Below are 18747 nucleotides of genomic sequence, written 5' to 3' on the forward strand. Positions count from 1 at the left end.
ATTGTAGACTATATTGATTATTACAACAACAAACGAATTAAGGTAAAATTAAAAGGACTCAGTCCTGTGCAATACAGAACTAAATCCTTTGGATAAATTAAATGTCTAACTTTTTGGGGTCAGTACATCATCAGCGTTTTTTTCAATAATTTTCAAGTTTTTCATGTAAACCGCTTTCTAAATCCCCCATTTTCGCTTATAATAGCCTTTATAAGGTTTTGCGCCTTATAGATAACATTACATTTTAGCCTGTGCACCCTTTGAGGAAGAGCACTAATCTTTCTTTCTATCTTTTAGGGAAATAGCAGAGCTGTCTTTGTGGTTTGCTCTTGATGTCTGATTGAGATTTGGACTGACCAAGCGCTGGATTGTTATTTCAAATTATTCTAAGAAGCCAAACTAGCGGTTGATTGCCATTTCAAATTCTTCTGGGAAGACAATCTATCGCTTGATTATGAATTTCCTGAGAGTGGCAAAAGCATTTCTGTTTTTTTTGAAAAGGAGCACACAGACTAGGCCAAAATAAGGAGGAACTTCTATGACAACATTGTCTCTCACAGCGCTTGCCATTGCCAAGCTCCAAAACCATGAATTAGCGGACCTTACTTTGCGTTCATTAAAAGATTTTGACCAAAAAGGTTATAGTTTAGAAGATGACCTGTCTTTAACTATTCTTGCTCAATTGCGCTAGGATACGACGGCTTTTAAAAAGTCGCTTGAAGTACAGCATCTGGATCAAAACACCACAGCCATCACTGAAGCGGATGCTGACCGTGATGATGACCTCGTTGCTTTTAAATCAGGGCTCAGAGCCTATGCCAAAAGCCGTAACACTGACAAACAAGCAGCCTACACGCAACTAGCTGGATTGCTCAGCCATTATAAAAATATAGAAACCTCCAACTTAAACAAGGAAACTGCGCAAATCGAAGCGCTCCTTGCTAGCTTGGGGCAGGAGCCATATAAGACAGCACTCAAAACCTTGAGCCTACAAGCTTTTATTACCAATCTAACCGACAGTCAGACCCGCTTTGAGGAAGCCTACCAAAAACGCCACGAAGCCAAAAGTGGTCATAAACTTTCTGAAGCAAAGGTTAAGCGTAATGCCCTACAAACCAGCTACATCGACTTTTGCAACCAGATTGAAATGGCTAGTCATTACCTGACTGACAATACTACCTACTCACAAGTCCTTGCCAGCCTCAACCTCATCCGCAGTGGATACGCGGAAAGTTTGAAGAAGCGTAAAAGTAAAAAGGCTGTAGCGGGGAAAGAAAAATAAACAACTGCCCTACAAGCAGACTAAATTCATTTACCCAAACTCCTCACTTTTGCAAGTAGGGAGTTTTTATACAGATAAGATAAGGCGAACGAAGTGAGCCATAAACTGACATTTTCGCCGTAGTGGGATTTATGAGAGTGGGACAAAAATCGCGAAGACGAAGTCTTCGATTTTGTCGTCCCACCTCCGCACAGTTGAGTGGCATCTAAGTACTGATTTATCAGTGCTTAGATGCCACTCAACCACTGCGACTGAACATTATTATAGATTACATACTAAGAGGTCGGGTACTTTTGTCCCAACCTCATGAACGGAATTTTTGAGAGAGAAAATGTCCACTGGACATTTTCTGCCTGAACCTAGAAACAAAACAGCGAAGGGACTCGAAAATTAGGGATGCTCAAACAGTATGGGAGACTGTTTGAGGTTGGAAATAGGAAAAGCGAAGCTTTTCTCATTCTTCCGAAGGAGGTCGCTTGCGTCCGCACTACCTAACGACACGGAATTTTCAAAATCGATATTATTTTGAAAATGGGGTTAGTAAGGTAGCTAGGTAAATCGCCATAGCGATTACCGTAATTTATCAGTGATTTTAATCATTGATAAACTTGCTACGTTAGAAAATATCAAAACAGAATTAAGTATAACCCCCAAAAAATCAAATTGGCAAACTCCCCCTTTTTCGTCTATAATGGAACTATAAGATTTTGAAACGGAGGACTCTTACCATTCAAAGAGAAGTTTTAGAAGAGCTTGGTCTGGTGGCAGGTCAAGACCTTAAAGTGGAAGTTGATGATGACAAAATCATCGTTTATAAAAAAGAAGCCAAGGATAGTAAGAAGATGCCCACTTGGTTCATGTTCTTCTTGGTTGCTCTGATGACCCTCATTTTTTACGGCGCAGCTAGGATGCAGGGCTATGGGCAGATTGCCTTGGGAGGTAATTTTTCCATCACCACCTTCTTGATTGTCTATGGAGGTTTGATTGGGACGGGTTATTTCACCACCAATCTCATTTACAATCGCGAGGGCTTTCTGGGCGGTTTGAAAAGCCGTGTCTTCTGGCGCATGCTGCCTGTTATCGTGGTAGCTTTCACCGTCATTTTGCTGGTGGTCTTGCTAGGATTTTCTTGGCTCTTGGAGCAGCTGTTCAAGGGAGCTTCCTTTGACCCTGTGACGGCTTCGATTTTACTAGCGACCATGGTCTATGCGGTTGGCATGTTTTGGGGGCAAGTGGCAGAGCGACTCAAGGCGTCTTGGCTGACCAGTTTATTTACGACAGTCATGACCTTGGGTATCCTCATTGCCATGGCGACCAATAGTTCCCGTCAGTGGTGGCAGGTCAATCTCAGTTTTTTAGGAACACAGCGGGCACGAAATAGCTGGCAGTTCAACGTGACCTTGATATTAGCAGCCTTTATCCTGATTGCTCTTGTCGATTATGTTTTTGTAGCTCTGCGGGAAGAATATGGGCAGAGCCGAAAATTGCTTGCGCTACGGATTTTATTAACCTTGCTGGGGCTGGATTTGGCAGCCGTAGGCTATTTTCCAAATGACGCTACCTCCCACCTCATCCACACCAAGGTAGCTGGGTACTTGGTTTACCTGATTATCATTCTCATTATATCGGTGCGCTGGCTGCTCCCAAAAGTCACCCGAGACTTTCTAGTCACCTCCTACCTGATAGGAGCTTCCCTGGTTGTCTTAGAATTCGCCTTTGAAGGCATTCACTACCTCTCCCTGACAGCCTTTGAAATCATTGCCTTCCTACTTGCCTTCACATGGCTCATGATGATTTTTAATCATTTGGAAGGGTTGATTAGCAGGGAAGCCAAAATTCTTTACATCAAAATTCCACAAAAATAAGACGTTTTCGAGCAAGATGAAAACGTCTTATTTTTTTCTTGCTATCCAAGGCATATCATGCTAGACTGAAAGTGTTAAGAGACGCCTTTTTAGCCTAAAATGAGGTAGCTACTATGTCCCGAAATCATCCTAACCATCATCTTTCATTGCTTAAATACCTGCTTGCTATTTTCTTAGTCTTTGTATTGGTCGCGGTAGTTTGGTGTGCTTTTTCAAAGATTTCCAGTACAAAACCAGCTCACACTAGTAAAACCAGCCAGTCGAGCTCTGCCATTATCCCCAAAACGAAAGAGTCGTCATCGGCTTCTGCCTCCGTCTCTGCTGGGGTCGCCTATGCGCCGAGTCAGGAAGAAGTCGCCTACCTCAAGCAGCGCTTTGCGGACTTGTCGGCGGTCAATCCAGAGGTGGTTGGCTACATCTACGCACCAGGAACCATGCTAGATGAGCCTGTCGTGCAGACATCAGACAACAGTCACTATCTGGACTATACTTTTGACGGCAGTTATCAGCCTTTCATGGGAACGGTCTTTATGGATAAGGATAATCGGAAGGATTTCAGCGATTCTTTGACTTGGTTGTTTGGGCATGCGCGTGGGAGTCAGGTGGCTGACCATCGGATGTTTAACGATGTCAATTTTTATGATAAGCAAAGCTATTTTGACCAACATCCTTATGTAGTTTTGGAAACGCCTAGTCGGAAGTACTATTATGAAGCTATGTTCTTCATCGTCGTGCCTGAAACCACTGCCTTTTACCGCACCTCTTTTGATAGCAAGGAACAATTTGCAGAGCAGTTGAATGAGGTAGCTAAGGACGCTATTAGTAAAAAGGCTGACGCTAAGGCTGATGCTAACGACCATTACCTGGTCTTATCAACCTGTCGCGAAGAGGATACGACCATCAGAGCTAATCTCTATCTGCGCCGTATTCCAGATGATGAGATGAATGCTTTTGTCAAGGAACACGCTAGTCAGCTGACCTATCAAGCTACACGTTAAGGGGTCAGATCCTCTTGGATCTGGTTTCTTTTTTTCTGATCTCAGCTAGCTTTCTATGTTACAATGAAAGTATCATTAGAAAAGAGGAAATCAAATGAAAGCAACTGTTTTTATAGAATCTGGAAAAGTTGAGGTTCAAGAAGTCGCTAAACCAACTTTGCAAGCCGATACGGATGTCATTATCCGCGTCTTGAGAGCCTGTGTTTGTGGGTCTGATTTGTGGTGGTACCGTGGTATTTCAGACCGCGCAGCCAATACGCTCTGCGGACATGAAGCCATTGGGATTGTTGACCAAGTTGGTGCTGGCGTGACATCTGTTAAACCAGGCGATTTTGTTGTCGTACCATTTTCGCATGGCTGTGGGGAATGTGCTGCCTGTAAAGTTGGCTTTGATGGCAACTGCATGAACAATCCTGGCGCCAAGGATATCGGCTACCAAGCGGAATATGTGCGTTACTACAATGCTAACGGTGGCTTGGTTAAAGTGCCTGGTCAACCAAGCGATTACAGCGATACCCAATTGAATTCCCTCCTTGCCCTCTCAGACGTCATGGCGACAGGCTACCACGCTGCTTACACAGCTGAGGTCAAGAAAGGTAACACGGTTGTTGCCATGGGTGACGGTGCCGTTGGACTCTCTGCGGTGTTATTGCGGCTAAGATGCTGGGCGCTAAGCGCATTATTGCCATGAGCCGTCACGAGGACCGCCAAAAGCTAGCGCTTGAATTTGGAGCGACAGATATTGTGGCAGAGCGCGGTGATGAAGCGGTTGAGCGTGTTATGGCGCTTACAGATGGTAATGGGGCTGATGCCGTTCTTGAATGCGTCGGAACAGAGCAATCAGTTGAAACAGCCATCAGTGCTTGCCGTCCAGGTGCTATTGTTGGACGTGTCGGTGTTCCCCAAAAAGCTGAAATGAATACTAACCGTCCTTTCTGGAAAAATATCGGACTTCGTGGCGGTATTGCCTCAGTCACAACCCACGATAAAACTGTCCTACTTGATGCTGTCTTAAATGGTGACATCAATCCCGAAAAAGTCTTCACCCAACGCTTTGACTTGGAAGATATCCACGAAGGCTACAAAGCCATGGATGAACGCCGTACTATTAAATCATTGGTTGTGGTTGCTGACAACTAATAGAAACCATGAGTTGGGCGGATGCGGATGCTCAGCTCATTTTTGAATCAAGATAATCGCAGATAAAGTTCAAGCGTGTTATAATGACTCTAAGAAAGTAAAGAAGAAATGGAGCGCCCATGCTGTCAAAAGCCAAATCCCGTTATGTCATCCGAGAAATCATCAAATTATTCCCTGATGCCAAACCAAGTCTTAATTTTAATAATGTCTTTGAGCTTTTGGTGGCTGTCATGCTATCAGCTCAGACGACGGATGCAGCGGTAAATAAGGTGACTCCCGAGCTTTTCAAACGATTCCCAGACCCGCTTGCTTTTGCCCAAGCCAGTTCCAAGGAAATCGAGCCCTACATCGCTAAAATCGGTTTGTACCGCAATAAAGCGCGTTTTCTGCACCAATGTGCTAAGCAGTTGTTGACGGACTTTGATGGGCAGGTGCCTAGGACGCGTGAAGAACTAGAGACTTTGTCGGGTGTTGGTCGCAAGACGGCTAACGTTGTCCTCAGCGTAGGCTTTGGCATTCCAGCTTTTGCGGTGGACACGCACGTGACCAGAATTTGCAAGCACCATCAGATTTGTAAGCAATCGGCTACACCACTTGAGATTGAGAAGCGCGTGATGGATGTTCTGCCACCGAAAGAGTGGCTGGCTGCTCACCAGGCCATGATTTCTTTTGGCAGAGCTATCTGTCATCCCAAAAATCCAGAGTGTGACCATTACCCGCAACTTTATCATTTCCCCGATGATTTGGATTAGTCTGGAAAATGGCAGAGCTTAGCGCCAGCTATTGACCAGTAAAATCATCACATAAGCAACACTAAGAAAGGGTAGGAAAGCTATCCTTTTTTGCTTGTCTCTGATGGCGAGGAAAGCTAGGATGCCGGCCCATGAGGCGATTTGAATCAGCCAAAGAATCTGCGTGAGGGACAGGCAGAGACTGAGCGTAGCTAGGTAGAGAAAGTCCCCGCTGCCAATCCGCAAATCAATGATTTCGGCTAGGATAGCTAGGAGGAGGAAGCAGATCACAAGTAGGTTGAGTGGCGCAAAAAGTAAGGCTAGTAGGCTAAAGACCAACCAAATCCACAGAGGATATTCTTGGTGACGATAATCGTGGCAGGAGAGCCAAAAACTCATGCCAATCAATAAAAAATGAATCATATCTTTTTATTCGTAAAAGCTGAGCAGAATTCTTGCTTTTTATTTAGATTAGTTCTAATATATAACTGTAAATAATAATTATTCTAAAAAGGAGAAACGATTATGACACAAACAATGACTGAAACAATCTATGCTTCTATTACCCATAATATTCCAGCAGCAGGTGCTAGCAAGAATCCTAAGACTAAGGCAGTTTTGAACCAAGCGGTAGCTGATTTGTCTAAGGCAGCTTCAATTGTTCACCAAGTACACTGGTACATGCGTGGTACAGGCTTCTTCTACCTTCATCCTAAAATGGATGAGTTGATGGATGGCTTGAATGCCCATTTGGATGAGATGAGCGAACGCTTGATTACCATTGGCGGTGCTCCTTATTCAACCTTGAAAGAATTTGATGAACATTCTGGTTTGAAGGAAGCGCCAGGACGCTTTGACAAGAGCATGGCAGAGCATTTGAAACGCTTGGTTGAGGTTTACACTTACCTTTCAAACCTTTACCAAGTTGGTCTCCAAGTGACTGACGAAGAAGGCGATGCTCCAAGCAATGATCTATTTACCGCAGCACAAACCGATGCTGAAAAGACAGTTTGGATGCTCCAAGCAGAACTTGGTCAAGCACCAGGGTTGAAATAATCTAGACTAATTGAGGTTGGGACAAAAGTACCCAACCTCTTAGTATGTAATTTATAATAATGATCAGTCGCAGTGGTTGAGTGGCATCTAAGCACTGATAAATCAGTACTTAGAGACCTACTCAACTGTGCGGAGGTGGGACGACAAAATCGAAGGCTTCATCTTCGCGATTTTTGTCCCACTCTCCTTTTTTATCAAATAAGCAACCGTTTGCATAATTTCCTTGAAAAGTTGGTCTGGTTTTGGTAAAATTTAGTTATGAAAACTTTATATGATGTGCAGCAGTTGTTGAAACGATTTGGTATTTACGTTTATCTTGGCAAACGCCTCTACGACATCGAGATGATGAAGATTGAGCTGGAACGTTTATACGATAACAGCCTTGTTAGTAAGGAAGACTACATGGTTGCTGAATTGATTTTACGACGCGAGCACCGTATTGAATTAGAAAAGGAAAAACACAATGGCTAAAAAATTACTTGGAATTGACCTTGGCGGCACAACTGTTAAATTTGGGATTTTGACTCTTGAAGGAGAAGTTCAAGAAAAATGGGCAATCGAAACCAACATTTTGGAAGATGGCAAACACATTGTTCCAGACATCGTTGCTTCATTGAAACACCGTTTGGCACTTTATAATTTGACCAAAGATGACTTCGTTGGTATCGGTATGGGGTCTCCTGGTGCCGTTGACCGCGATAAGAAAACTGTTACAGGCGCTTTCAATCTTAACTGGGCAAGCACACAAGAAGTTGGTTCAGTCATCGAAGCCGAACTCGGTATTCCATTTGCTATTGATAATGATGCCAATGTGGCTGCGCTAGGTGAACGCTGGGTGGGAGCTGGCGCTAACAATCCAGACGTTGTCTTTGTCACACTTGGTACTGGTGTCGGTGGCGGTGTTATCGCTGATGGTAACCTCATTCACGGTGTCGCTGGTGCTGGTGGCGAAATCGGTCACATTGTTGTTGAGCCGGAAGACGGTTTTGACTGTACTTGTGGAAACCATGGCTGTTTGGAAACTGTCGCTTCTGCAACAGGTGTTGTCCGTGTTGCTCGTAAATTGGCTGAAGAATACGAAGGCGACTCTAAGATTAAAGCAGCTATTGACAATGGTGAAGCTGTTTCAAGTAAGGACATTTTTGACGCTGCTAAAGAAGGTGACCACTTTTCCAACACCGTTGTGGATAAAGTCTCTTTCTACCTTGGACTTGCGTCAGCTAACATTTCTAATATTTTGAACCCAGATTCAGTTGTTATCGGTGGTGGTGTGTCAGCCGCAGGTGAATTTTTGCGTAGCCGTATTGAAAATAACTTCCAAAAATTTGCTTTTCCACAAGTTCGAAAATCAACAAAAATTAAAATTGCTGAGCTTGGAAATGATGCGGGTATCATCGGTGCTGCTAGCCTTGCAAGCCAATTTGCAGAATAGGAGTTTATCGTGAGCTGGATTTTAATTCTGATTATTGTATTAGCTTTTCTTGCTTGGACAGCTTGGAACTATTACCGTGTGCGTCGCGCAGCTAAATTTATTGACAATGAAACCTTTGAAGGCTTGATGCACGGTGGACAAATCGTTGATGTTCGTGAGTCAACAGCTTTTCACACCAAGCACATCATGGGGGCTCGTAATCTTCCTGCCAGCCAATTTAAATTGAGCTTGTCAGCACTTCGTAAGGACAAACCGATTTTAATTTACGATGCTAGTCGCGGTCAAGCAATTCCTCGTCTCGTTTTCATGCTCAAAAAAGCTGGATTTACTGATGTCTATGTCCTCAAAGATGGTTTTGATTACTGGACTGGTAAAACTAAATAAGATGATTATCAATTTTTTAAAAGGTCTAATTCTGATTTTTTCAGGATTAGATTTTTTTATTTTTCTGTTGATATTAGAGAATTGCGGGGCTGTTATTTTCTAAAAAAACTGATTTGTCCTTTTCCTATTGACAAGGTAAAAGTCGAGTGCTAAAATTACGCTTAACTAGTTAATTAACTGATTAATATTCTTGAAGAGGTAAAACCATGGCTCATGATAAATACCAAGAAATGCCCTCAAATCGCCTAGAGATTAGGGAAAATGATTGTCGAATTTGTCAGTATGATGGTAATGTTTACATTGATTTGCCTCTTCAAAAAGAATCGACAAAAGTCTTTTTAATTGATTCGCATCTTCATCTTTTGCAACTGTCGCCATCCTGTCAGGGCACTACTATCTTTCTTAAGAATTGTGTAGTGGATGAAGTAAAAAATTTTGGACATCAGAATCACTTTATTTATGATGATAGTGATGATAAGGTATGCCCCTTGCCGGAAATCAGGCGAGGGATTCTTTTTGCATAGGATGAAGGGTGCGAAGGAGATTATTAGAAATGGGGAAGGTATGACATTTTATAAAAAGACAGACAAATTTGGCTTCAGAAAAAGTAAGGTGTGTCGCAGTTTGTGCGGTGCTCTCTTGGGAACAGTAGCGGTGGCAAGTCTTGCAACTAATGCTACATCAGTAAAAGCGGATGAAACGCCGATTTCCTCTACGGTCAAGACGGTAACACCTGCCAGCAAGACAAATGTAGACACAAGGACAGAAGTCAGCACAGTAGCGAAAGCTATTTCTAATCCAACAGCAACTACAGAAGTAGCAAAAGCGGTCGCTGACCAAGACAGTGCTTCTTCTCAAAAGCAGTCAACAACACAACTATCAGATTCATCATTGACTACTAAATCTGAAATGATAGCAGAGCCGGTCACGGAAGAATCTAGTTCAAAGACGCCAGAAGTCCCAGAGCCAGTAGCCCAAACTAGCACAGCTTCTAAGCCAGCAGCATAAGAAATCGTCAAATCAGACATTTCTGATAAGGTTAATCAAGAAGTAGCACCGGTTGCTGAGTCACTGATTAAAGACAAGCAGTCCGTGACGTCTGATGAGGACAAGAACTCCAACCTTGAAACAAGTGCACCTATTACAGAATCCAATCCTGTGGCAACTGAAACGCCAAGTCCAACAATTCCTAATGAGCAGTGTGTGCGTGCCATTGTTGAGTTTGCCAAGGCTTCTATGTTAGATTATGCTAGTCAGCAGCAAAAGACTGTTGCCCAATTAAGCCAAGCTGAAATTGAGAAAAAACTGCGGGAAATTAAAGAAGAACAGGATAAGATTCTTGATGAGATTTCAAAAACAGTTGCTATCGATAAAGAAAAGGTCAAGCGTTATAACGCCATTGTCAATGGTGCTGCCTTTGATGTTTTGGCGAGTGAAATCGAAAAAATCAAGTCGATTACTGGTGTAAAGAAAGTCTATTTTTCAAGAGAATATGTGCAGGCAAAACCACTCTTGTCTTCATCGGGCCACTTGATTGGCTTATCGCAGCTCTGCGTAATATGGAGTCAATCGAGTATTCTATTTTAGACGGAACGACCAAAGAAGTTCTGCACGTTATCGGGAAATCGCACGATATCCGTAAGTTGTATCGTTTGGATTATCGAAATAGTTTTGCTATGATGCCAGATTCCGTTTGGGACGGTAAAATCAAGGGTAAACCAGCAGAAGGTGACAAGACTTATATTTACCAAATCAAGGCCAAACTGAATAATAAAGGCATCGGCGGCGAAGGTGTTCAAATTTACCATTATTACATTAAAATGGACAACAACAAGCCTTACCTTAGCGCCAAAGCAGAGACTAAGCTAGAAAATCTTGGCAACCGCTGGAAACGTGTGACCTTTAAGGTTAAAGATAGTGGCATTGACTTAAAAGACCTTTACATCCAATCTGTCAAATACGTCGGTGGCAGTCAAAATAATTTTGATTTGATTACTCCACCGGGAACTAAACCTGTTAAACCAAGTTATGATTTAAGCACACCGCCGGGCACAAAACCAACTAAATCTGTGGATAATTCTGTTGAAGATAAAGCTGGTGCTATCAAATATGCCAAGTCCCTCCATATTGCCTTTGTGGATGGACCCGGCTAAAGCAACCAAGGTTGGTAATAACATTTTGCAAGTTGAAGGAGGCAAGCTCGTTATTCCAAAAGAGGCTTTAAATAAGAATCAATTCGATAATACGACTTTGAGTGTTTACCGCAACAAACATCGTAACAAGGAAATCACCGTCACAGCAGATTATTTTGCAGATACCAAATTTGTGAATATCACGGCTGTGGATTATTTGAGCAATACCCATTTTGAACAGTTATCCACAGGTGAAACCAAAGATTACCACGACTTAGTCTTTTCAAGTTATGCAGCCATCACATCTAAGGGCGGTAAGATTTATGTTAATGACGAGCCTTTGGAGCATTCTCGCACAGCAACAACTGCAAAATCTGTCAAGATCGGTATCGCACTTCCAGATGATAGTCGTCACATCTCCTCACTCCCTGTCCGCCGTCTCAATGCGGTAAAAAAATGTGGAGGATATTCTTAAAAATGACGAACAAAATGTTAATTTGAGCAAGACTTACAAACTGACTTATAATGCCGGAAAATGTCGTTTAGAATTTACGATTGACAACATTGACTCTAGCTCTGAAATCATGACAGAATTTAAAGATGGGGCTATGAAAGCCTTGGCTGAGCAAAAAGATGTAGCCCTAGACTTGTCTAAGATTGACCTGGCTAATGTCACCTCTATTCGCCTCAATAATACACCCGCTGATGTCAAAACATGGGTGACAGCAAAAACAGGTACCGTCACGCTGGAAATGCTCTTTAAGACCAGCGAAGCGGCAACAAAAGTCAAGAAAATCTACTTAGTTCAAAACGGTCAGAAGAAAGAATTGACGCATTTTCCAAGTTATTTTGAAGTTGTTGAAAATAATGTGAACAGCTACAATTGAGGCGCCAAAACCAGCAGATACAGCTGAAAAATACTTAGACACGACAACCGAAAAAATCAGCTCATCTAAGTCTAGTGGGTGCTGACTTATTACGCCTACGATAACATTACCGTGAACGGCAAAGAGGTGCCCAAGGCAACTGGCATGATACTTGAAAAAGCTTGGACGGTCTTAATTTTCAAGAAACAGGTATCATCCGAAAGAACGCTGAAAATTGAAGAAAATGGGAAGAAAGTACCAATTTTTATCGCTAAGGAACGTGTTGGAAAGATGCTGTTGAAATCCCAATTTAATACTTGTTTTTAAGATGCTGAAACAGTGACGATTGGTTTCAATGTAGCAGCTGATGCCAAATTGCATTTCACTTACCGTCAGTCTGCTAGTCTCAACACAGCTTTGGCTAAGAGCGAAGCTAAGGAAGGTTTGAGATAGTGACCATAAATACCCATCAGTCTTTTTAATGACGCCAGTTTTGCTAGAAACAGCTAGCGAAGCGACCCTAAATGGTAAGGTTATTCCTGTGATGGGTGTGGTCGGTCATATCAAAGAAGGCGATAAGATAAAATATGTGGAAGTGAAGCAGGTTGATGACGAGGGCAATACGGTCGGAGAGGCGATTATTATCCCAGTGACAGTCTTGCATACAAATACAAAACCGCTGGAAAGTGGACGAACAGTTTTGTATGCTGGTAAGCAGTACACCTTTGCGACGAAAATGCTTCTCAGTCGGTTCAATACTGCCATTCGTGCTGAGGTTGTAACTGAGGGGGTGAAAGAGCAAGCATTGTCAGACGGATGTTCTTTGACCAAAAGAGCCCAAGTATTGGCTCGACGATTGCTGAGCGTGAGTTAACTTCGGATAGGGGCTAGAGTACATGTTGTTGCGACGGACGATTCCTTGAAGTTGAAGTTGTACCAGGACGATTCCTTGATAGATTCGGTTGACCACACTAGTCTTTACAGTCTAAAAGGCGGTGTTAAAATTGAAAAAGATATTATTATTCCACTAAAATACGGTGATAATGAAGTGAAATTGTCTGCTATTGATTTGTCAAATTATCGCAGTAATGAGATTTTACATGTTTATCGTAATCATTTTGATGTTAGAGCGATGGAATTGAAGGTGGAGCAGGGTTCAATAGTAACAGCCGAGCAACTGTCTAATCAGGTAGTTGTCTCAGAAGCGGCAGACTCTTACTATGTGACAGTCGATGAAACACCAAAAACGACCAAGGCTGGAGAGATGGGATTCGCCAAAGTGTCTATCCACTATGCGGATGGCAGCATTGACAAAGTAGCTATTCCTGTTTGCTTTGTGGACTTTGAAGCGGAACGTAAAGCCGAAGCAGAGCGCCAAGCTCAATTAGAACACCAAGCTGAGTTGGAACGCAAGGCAGGATTAGAACATGAAGCGGACTTAGAACGTAAATTTGATTCGGAACGTGAAGCTGAATTAGAGCGCCAATCTGAATTGAATTGAATAGGAGAGCAGAGCTAGAGCGCCAAGCTCAATTGAAACGTCAATACGAATCAGCCCATAAAGCAGACTTGGAGCATGAAGCAGACTTGAAACGTAAATTTGATTTGGAACGCGAAGCTGAATTAAAACGTCAGTCTGAATAGAAGAGCAGAGCTAGAGCATAGAGCACAGCTGTCCCGCAAGGTTAAAACAGAACGAAGCAATGAATCAAGTTATAAATCTAACTCAGAAAGCAAAGTCAATTCAGAGCATAAGTCTACACAAACTAGCACGCCTGCCCCAATCTTCAAACCTCAAACCAGCCTCCCTATGAGCGATAATATCAAGGAAGTAAAACAAACAACTAATTCTCAACCTCAAGTCACTTCTATTACTAAATCTTCAGTCTTACCAAGTACAGGTGACAAGACAGAAACTCACTATGTAGTCGGTGCTTTATTAGCTCTCTCTAGTCTACTATTTGGCTTTGCAGGTAAATTAAAGCTGAGAAAAATCTCTAAATCACTCAAGGAAAAGTAAAATCTGCTAAAGTTTGTAACAATTTTAGAAGAGGATTCCTATTCAAATAAAGACGATATTCACTTAGGTGAAAACATTTACACTAAGTTTATCTCTGATTTTTTGGATATTTTATGTTATAATTCATAAGTTAAAAGAATTTAAACTGAATAAATTAGAGGAAGACATGACAAAATTAAGAAATGATATCCGCAACGTAGCCATCATCGCCCACGTTGACCACGGTAAAACAACCCTTGTTGATGAATTGCTGAAACAATCACACACACTTGACGAACGTAAAGAATTGCAAGAACGTGCAATGGACTCAAACGATCTTGAAAAAGAACGTGGAATCACTATCCTTGCTAAAAATACTGCTGTTGCTTACAACGACGTTCGTATCAACATCATGGACACACCTGGACACGCGGACTTCGGTGGAGAAGTTGAACGTATCATGAAAATGGTTGACGGTGTTGTTTTGGTTGTCGATGCTTACGAAGGTACAATGCCACAAACACGTTTTGTCTTGAAAAAAGCGCTTGAGCAAAACTTGACACCAATCGTTGTTGTTAACAAAATCGATAAACCATCAGCTCGTCCACAAGAAGTTGTTGACGAAGTTCTTGAGCTCTTCATTGAACTTGGTGCCGATGATGACCAATTGGATTTCCCAGTTGTTTACGCATCAGCTATCAATGGAACATCTTCATTGTCAGACAATCCAGCTGACCAAGAAAAAACAATGGCACCGATCTTTGATACAATCATTGACCACATTCCAGCGCCAGTTGATAACTCAGATGAGCCCCTTCAATTCCAAGTGTCACTTCTTGACTACAACGACTTCGTTGGGCGTATCGGTATCGGACGTGTTTTCCGTGGTACTGTTAAGGTTGGTGATAATGTTACCCTTTCAAAACTTGATGGCACAACTAAAAACTTCCGCGTTACAAAACTTTTCGGTTTCTTCGGTCTTGAACGTCGCGAAATCCAAGAAGCTAAAGCAGGTGATTTGATTGCCGTTTCAGGTATGGAAGACATCTTCGTTGGTGAAACAGTAACACCGACTGATGCCGTTGAACCGCTTCCAGTATTGCGTATTGATGAACCAACTCTTCAAATGACTTTCTTGGTAAACAACTCACCATTTGCAGGTCGTGAAGGTAAATGGATTACATCTCGTAAAGTTGAAGAACGTCTTTTGGCTGAGCTTCAAACTGACGTATCCCTTCGTGTTGACCCAACTGATTCACCAGATAAATGGACAGTTTCAGGTCGTGGAGAATTGCACTTGTCAATCCTTATCGAAACAATGCGTCGTGAAGGATATGAGCTTCAAGTATCACGTCCAGAAGTTATCATCAAAGAAATTGACGGCGTGAAATGCGAACCATTCGAACGTGTTCAAATTGATACACCAGAAGAATACCAAGGTGCTATTATCCAAAGCTTGTCAGAACGTAAGGGTGACATGCTTGATATGCAAATGGTCGGTAATGGACAAACTCGTCTTATCTTCTTGATTCCAGCCCGTGGTTTGATCGGATACTCAACTGAATTCCTATCAATGACACGTGGTTACGGTATCATGAACCACACCTTTGACCAATACTTGCCAGTTGTTGCAGGTGAAATCGGTGGACGTCACCGTGGTGCCCTTGTTTCTATCGAAAATGGTAAAGCAACAACTTACTCAATCATGCGTATTGAAGAACGTGGTACAATCTTCGTTAACCCAGGTACTGAAGTTTACGAAGGGATGATTGTTGGTGAAAATTCACGTGATAATGACCTTGGTGTTAACATCACAACTGCTAAACAAATGACCAACGTCCGTTCAGCAACCAAAGACCAAACAGCTGTTATCAAGACTCCACGTATCCTTACTTTGGAAGAATCTCTTGAATTCTTGGCAGATGATGAGTACATGGAAGTAACGCCAGAATCAATCCGTTTGCGTAAACAAATCTTGAACAAAGCTGCGCGTGACAAAGCAAATAAAAAGAAGAAATCGGCTGAATAATCAGTTAATATAAGGTAGTCTCGATTATGTTCTATTTAATCATTGCCATTCTTATCGCCCTTTATTATATTTTCATGGCGCCAAAATCCGTTCAATCAACCCTCAATGCTATCGGTGTTGTTGGTTTGATTGCATTACTGGTTGTCTTGTCAGTGATGAGTTTTATTAAAATCATTGCCTTGCCTGGCGAAGTATTTGTCGGTGTCATCATGATTGTAATTGGTAGTCTTGCAATGAGAGATGTTCTCCGATTGCCTAAAAAATAGAAAGAGAGTTGAGCTTCAGGTTCGGCTCTCTTTTTGCTTGAACGTCAAAAGCAAGACTTGTCTTTGCCTTGAAAAAGCTCTTGATTAAGGGTAAAATAGTAGAGATAAAAACAGATAGAATTGGACAGATTATGAAAGCAATTAAGACATTTGAAAATAAAAAAGTGCTTGTTCTTGGTTTGGCGCGTTCTGGGGAAGCGGCAGCTCGCCTTTTGACCAAACTTGGTGCCATCGTGACGGTCAATGATGGCAAACCTTTTGATGAAAATCCATCAGCGCAAGCCCTATTAGAAGAAGGCATCAAGGTGATTTGTGGTCACCACCCTCTTGAACTCTTGGATGAAAATTTTGAATTGATGGTGAAAAATCCAGGGATTCGTTATGATAATCCAATGGTGGCGCGTGCTCTTGAAAAAGGTATTCCAGTCTACACGGAGGTTGAGTTGGCTTATCTTGTTTCAGAAGCGCCAATTATTGGGATTACAGGCTCAAATGGTAAGACAACAACGACAACTATGATTGCTGATGTTTTGAATGCTGGCGGTCAATCAAGTCTCTTGTCAGGAAATATCGGTTTTCCTGCCAGCGAAGTTGTCCAAGAAGCCAAGGCTACAGATACTTTGGTGATGGAATTGTCATCCTTCCAGTTGATGGGAGTAGACGCTTTCCATCCACACATTGCTGTCATTACCAATTTGATGCCTACTCATATCGACTACCATGGCTCATTTGAAGATTACGTTGCTGCAAAATGGAATATTCAAAATCGCATGACGGCGACTGATTTTATGGTGCTTAATTTCAATCAGGAATTGGCAAAAGACTTGGCGACTAAAACGCAAGCAACGGTTGTCCCATTTTCAACAACAGAAGTGGTTGATGGTGCCTATGCTCAAGATGGTGTGCTTTATTTTAAAGGCGAAGCTATCATGGCAGCTGATGAAATCGGCGTTCCTGGTAGCCACAACGTTGAAAATGCCTTGGCAACCATTGCTGTCGCAAAATTATCAGGCATCGACAACCAAGCTATCAAAGAAACTCTTGCTCACTTCGGTGGGGTTAAACACCGCCTTCAATCTCTTGGTGACATCAAAGGTGTGAAATTCTACAACGACTCTAAATCAACCAACATCCTAGCAACCCAAAAGGCTCTGTCAGGTTTTGATAACAGCAAGGTTATCCTCATCGCAGGTGGTCTTGACCGTGGAAATGAATTCGATGAGTTGGTTCCAGATATTACTGGCTTGAAGCACATGGTGATTTTGGGAGAATCAGCTCCGCGTGTTAAACGTGCAGCGGATAAAGCGGGTGTTGTTTACAGTGACGCGACAGATGTCAAAGACGCTGCAGTGAAGGCCTTTGACCTAGCAGAAGCAGGAGACGTTGTCCTTCTCAGCCCCGCCAATGCCTCTTGGGATATGTACAAGAGCTTTGAAGTGCGTGGGGATGAGTTCATTGCTATTTTTGAAGCCTTAAAGGGAGAATAACATGGTCAAGAAAATTGTATTCACAGGTGGTGGAACAGTTGGGCATGTGACCCTCAATTTGATTCTGATTCCTAAGTTTTTGAAAGACGGCTGGGAAGTGCACTATATTGGTGACAAGCACGGTATTGAACACGAACAAATCACCAAGTCTGGTTTGGATGTTAAATTCCATTCTATTGCGACAGGCAAACTCCGCCGCTATTTTTCATGGCAAAATATGCTGGATGTTTTCAAAGTGGGCTGGGGAGTGCTCCAGTCTCTAGCTATCATTGCTAAAATTCGTCCACAGGCTCTCTTTTCAAAAGGTGGCTTTGTTTCTGTACCTCCGGTCATTGCTGCGCGTACACTTGGTGTACCGGTATTTGTCCATGAATCAGACCTGTCTATGGGGCTTGCTAACAAGATTGCCTACAAATTTGCGACAACCATGTACACAACCTTTGAACAGGCTCATGGTCTGACTAAAGCAAAACACGTTGGTGCCATTACCAAAGTTGCCAAAGAAAAGAGCACTACTGAGCATCCTGAATTGGCTAAAATCAAGGGAACCTTCAATCCAAACTTGAAGACCCTCTTGTTCATTGGTGGTTCAGCTGGTGCCAAAGTCTTTAATGATTTCATCACGAATGAGTCAGCTTTGACTGAGAAATACAATGTCATCAATATTTCTGGAGATAAGTCTCTCAATCAGCTAAAACCGAACCTTTACCGTGTGGATTATGTCACTGACCTCTACCAACCCTTGATGGATTTGGCTGATGTTGTTGTGACACGCGGTGGGTCTAATACGATTTTTGAGTTGGTAGCCATGCAAAAACTCCATGTGATTGTTCCTCTTGGAAAAGAAGCGAGCCGGGGTGACCAGCTTGAAAATGCGGCTTATTTTGAGAAAAAGGGCTACGCTGTTCAGCTGATGGAGTCTGATCTTACTTTGGAGAATTTAGATGCTAAAGTCGCTCAGTTATTGACCCAAGAAGAAACCTATCGAAAAGCCATGGCAGAATCTCAAGAAATCAAATCTCAAGAAGAATTCTATGACCTATTAAATAGCGACATGGCTAAAGTGACAAAAGGATAACG

23 protein-coding genes and 2 pseudogenes are annotated in these 18747 nt (G+C 42.4%); 24 read left to right on the top strand and 1 reads right to left on the bottom strand.

What is annotated here, in order from left to right; genetic code table 11:
• From IYQ92_RS04715 to nth, 7 genes and pseudogenes are all read left to right on the top strand, one after another.
• Positions 1–96: IS3 family transposase (locus IYQ92_RS04715; protein WP_133162783.1), on the top strand; the 96-nt coding region annotated here is incomplete at its 5' end.
• Positions 97–538: 442 nt separating this feature from the next.
• Positions 539–691 carry a hypothetical protein gene (locus IYQ92_RS04720; protein WP_195675581.1) on the top strand — a complete coding sequence of 51 codons (153 nt, stop codon included), beginning with the start codon at positions 539–541 and terminating at the stop codon, positions 689–691.
• Between the two features lie 60 nt (positions 692–751).
• A complete protein-coding gene (locus IYQ92_RS04725) occupies positions 752–1282 on the top strand; it encodes a DUF6261 family protein (protein ID WP_324253061.1) in 531 nt (176 codons plus the stop codon).
• Between the two features lie 707 nt (positions 1283–1989).
• Complete coding sequence (locus IYQ92_RS04730; protein ID WP_229311314.1) at positions 1990–3147, top strand: AbrB/MazE/SpoVT family DNA-binding domain-containing protein; 1158 nt, start codon at positions 1990–1992, stop codon at positions 3145–3147.
• 113 nt (positions 3148–3260) lie between these two features.
• Positions 3261–4145, top strand: a complete 885-nt coding sequence (gene srtB, locus IYQ92_RS04735) for a class B sortase, LPKTxAVK-specific (RefSeq protein WP_195675583.1) — start codon at positions 3261–3263, stop codon at positions 4143–4145.
• A gap of 94 nt (positions 4146–4239) precedes the next feature.
• Positions 4240–5285 (top strand): annotated as a pseudogene (locus IYQ92_RS04740) (zinc-dependent alcohol dehydrogenase family protein).
• Positions 5286–5404: 119 nt separating this feature from the next.
• On the top strand, positions 5405–6037 hold the full coding sequence (gene nth / locus IYQ92_RS04745) for an endonuclease III (protein WP_195675584.1): 633 nt from the start codon (positions 5405–5407) through the stop codon (positions 6035–6037).
• A gap of 18 nt (positions 6038–6055) precedes the next feature.
• Here the strand turns inward: nth and IYQ92_RS04750 are convergent, their stop codons facing one another.
• Entirely contained in the window at positions 6056–6439 is a 384-nt protein-coding gene (locus tag IYQ92_RS04750) for a prepilin peptidase (protein ID WP_195675585.1), read from the bottom strand.
• Between the two features lie 102 nt (positions 6440–6541).
• Here IYQ92_RS04750 and IYQ92_RS04755 point away from each other — a divergent pair, with 102 nt between their 5' ends.
• From IYQ92_RS04755 to IYQ92_RS04840, 17 genes and pseudogenes are all read left to right on the top strand, one after another.
• On the top strand, positions 6542–7072 hold the full coding sequence (locus tag IYQ92_RS04755) for a Dps family protein (protein ID WP_195675586.1): 531 nt from the start codon (positions 6542–6544) through the stop codon (positions 7070–7072).
• 258 nt (positions 7073–7330) lie between these two features.
• A complete protein-coding gene (locus tag IYQ92_RS04760) occupies positions 7331–7543 on the top strand; it encodes a YqgQ family protein (protein ID WP_195675587.1) in 213 nt (70 codons plus the stop codon).
• Positions 7536–8504 (top strand): ROK family glucokinase, encoded by a 969-nt coding sequence (locus IYQ92_RS04765; protein WP_195675588.1) that lies wholly within the window; start codon positions 7536–7538, stop codon positions 8502–8504. The genes IYQ92_RS04760 and IYQ92_RS04765 overlap by 8 nt, the downstream gene beginning before the upstream one ends.
• 9 nt (positions 8505–8513) lie before the next feature.
• Complete coding sequence (locus tag IYQ92_RS04770; protein ID WP_195675589.1) at positions 8514–8888, top strand: rhodanese-like domain-containing protein; 375 nt, start codon at positions 8514–8516, stop codon at positions 8886–8888.
• Positions 8889–9094: 206 nt separating this feature from the next.
• Positions 9095–9412: a hypothetical protein gene (locus tag IYQ92_RS04775; protein WP_195675590.1), complete on the top strand. Its 318-nt coding sequence runs from the start codon at positions 9095–9097 to the stop codon at positions 9410–9412.
• A gap of 40 nt (positions 9413–9452) precedes the next feature.
• Positions 9453–9896 (top strand): putative cross-wall-targeting lipoprotein signal domain-containing proteiin, encoded by a 444-nt coding sequence (locus tag IYQ92_RS10605; RefSeq protein ID WP_324253059.1) that lies wholly within the window; start codon positions 9453–9455, stop codon positions 9894–9896.
• Positions 9897–9980: 84 nt separating this feature from the next.
• Positions 9981–10475 carry a hypothetical protein gene (locus tag IYQ92_RS04785; protein ID WP_195675591.1) on the top strand — a complete coding sequence of 165 codons (495 nt, stop codon included), beginning with the start codon at positions 9981–9983 and terminating at the stop codon, positions 10473–10475.
• A gap of 176 nt (positions 10476–10651) precedes the next feature.
• Positions 10652–11901: pseudogene (locus tag IYQ92_RS10260) on the top strand (hypothetical protein); the annotation flags it as partial.
• An 84-nt stretch (positions 11902–11985) separates the two neighbouring features.
• On the top strand, positions 11986–12213 hold the full coding sequence (locus tag IYQ92_RS04800) for a hypothetical protein (RefSeq protein ID WP_195675593.1): 228 nt from the start codon (positions 11986–11988) through the stop codon (positions 12211–12213).
• Positions 12214–12367: 154 nt separating this feature from the next.
• On the top strand, positions 12368–12760 hold the full coding sequence (locus IYQ92_RS04805; protein WP_195675594.1) for a hypothetical protein: 393 nt from the start codon (positions 12368–12370) through the stop codon (positions 12758–12760).
• Between the two features lie 75 nt (positions 12761–12835).
• Complete coding sequence (locus IYQ92_RS04810) at positions 12836–13387, top strand: Rib/alpha-like domain-containing protein (RefSeq protein ID WP_195675595.1); 552 nt, start codon at positions 12836–12838, stop codon at positions 13385–13387.
• Positions 13384–13530: a hypothetical protein gene (locus tag IYQ92_RS04815; RefSeq protein WP_195675596.1), complete on the top strand. Its 147-nt coding sequence runs from the start codon at positions 13384–13386 to the stop codon at positions 13528–13530. The genes IYQ92_RS04810 and IYQ92_RS04815 overlap by 4 nt, the downstream gene beginning before the upstream one ends.
• A gap of 166 nt (positions 13531–13696) precedes the next feature.
• Positions 13697–13906 (top strand): LPXTG cell wall anchor domain-containing protein, encoded by a 210-nt coding sequence (locus IYQ92_RS04820; protein WP_195675597.1) that lies wholly within the window; start codon positions 13697–13699, stop codon positions 13904–13906.
• Positions 13907–14072: 166 nt separating this feature from the next.
• Positions 14073–15914 (top strand): translational GTPase TypA, encoded by a 1842-nt coding sequence (gene typA, locus IYQ92_RS04825; protein WP_195675598.1) that lies wholly within the window; start codon positions 14073–14075, stop codon positions 15912–15914.
• A 26-nt stretch (positions 15915–15940) separates the two neighbouring features.
• Positions 15941–16180: a DUF3165 family protein gene (locus IYQ92_RS04830; RefSeq protein WP_195675599.1), complete on the top strand. Its 240-nt coding sequence runs from the start codon at positions 15941–15943 to the stop codon at positions 16178–16180.
• A 131-nt stretch (positions 16181–16311) separates the two neighbouring features.
• Complete coding sequence (murD, locus tag IYQ92_RS04835) at positions 16312–17667, top strand: UDP-N-acetylmuramoyl-L-alanine--D-glutamate ligase (RefSeq protein ID WP_195675600.1); 1356 nt, start codon at positions 16312–16314, stop codon at positions 17665–17667.
• Between the two features lies 1 nt (position 17668).
• The gene (locus IYQ92_RS04840) at positions 17669–18745 is read left to right on the top strand and encodes a UDP-N-acetylglucosamine--N-acetylmuramyl-(pentapeptide) pyrophosphoryl-undecaprenol N-acetylglucosamine transferase (RefSeq protein ID WP_195675601.1); all 1077 of its coding nucleotides are present in this window, start codon (positions 17669–17671) and stop codon (positions 18743–18745) included.
• Positions 18746–18747 lie beyond the last annotated feature (2 nt).

It is taken from the genome of Streptococcus sp. HF-1907, from assembly GCF_015594605.1.
Taxonomy (GTDB): Bacteria; Bacillota; Bacilli; order Lactobacillales; family Streptococcaceae; genus Streptococcus.

Coding starts and splice junctions, on each gene's coding strand:
- IYQ92_RS04720 (WP_195675581.1), top strand. CDS start 539: ATGACAACATTGTCTCTCACAGCGCTTGCCATTGCCAAGCTCCAAAAC.
- srtB (WP_195675583.1), top strand. CDS start 3,261: ATGTCCCGAAATCATCCTAACCATCATCTTTCATTGCTTAAATACCTG.
- nth (WP_195675584.1), top strand. CDS start 5,405: ATGCTGTCAAAAGCCAAATCCCGTTATGTCATCCGAGAAATCATCAAA.
- IYQ92_RS04750 (WP_195675585.1), bottom strand. CDS start 6,439: ATGATTCATTTTTTATTGATTGGCATGAGTTTTTGGCTCTCCTGCCAC.
- IYQ92_RS04755 (WP_195675586.1), top strand. CDS start 6,542: ATGACACAAACAATGACTGAAACAATCTATGCTTCTATTACCCATAAT.
- IYQ92_RS04760 (WP_195675587.1), top strand. CDS start 7,331: ATGAAAACTTTATATGATGTGCAGCAGTTGTTGAAACGATTTGGTATT.
- IYQ92_RS04765 (WP_195675588.1), top strand. CDS start 7,536: ATGGCTAAAAAATTACTTGGAATTGACCTTGGCGGCACAACTGTTAAA.
- IYQ92_RS04775 (WP_195675590.1), top strand. CDS start 9,095: ATGGCTCATGATAAATACCAAGAAATGCCCTCAAATCGCCTAGAGATT.
- IYQ92_RS10605 (WP_324253059.1), top strand. CDS start 9,453: ATGACATTTTATAAAAAGACAGACAAATTTGGCTTCAGAAAAAGTAAG.
- IYQ92_RS04805 (WP_195675594.1), top strand. CDS start 12,368: ATGACGCCAGTTTTGCTAGAAACAGCTAGCGAAGCGACCCTAAATGGT.
- IYQ92_RS04820 (WP_195675597.1), top strand. CDS start 13,697: ATGAGCGATAATATCAAGGAAGTAAAACAAACAACTAATTCTCAACCT.
- typA (WP_195675598.1), top strand. CDS start 14,073: ATGACAAAATTAAGAAATGATATCCGCAACGTAGCCATCATCGCCCAC.
- IYQ92_RS04830 (WP_195675599.1), top strand. CDS start 15,941: ATGTTCTATTTAATCATTGCCATTCTTATCGCCCTTTATTATATTTTC.
- murD (WP_195675600.1), top strand. CDS start 16,312: ATGAAAGCAATTAAGACATTTGAAAATAAAAAAGTGCTTGTTCTTGGT.
- IYQ92_RS04840 (WP_195675601.1), top strand. CDS start 17,669: ATGGTCAAGAAAATTGTATTCACAGGTGGTGGAACAGTTGGGCATGTG.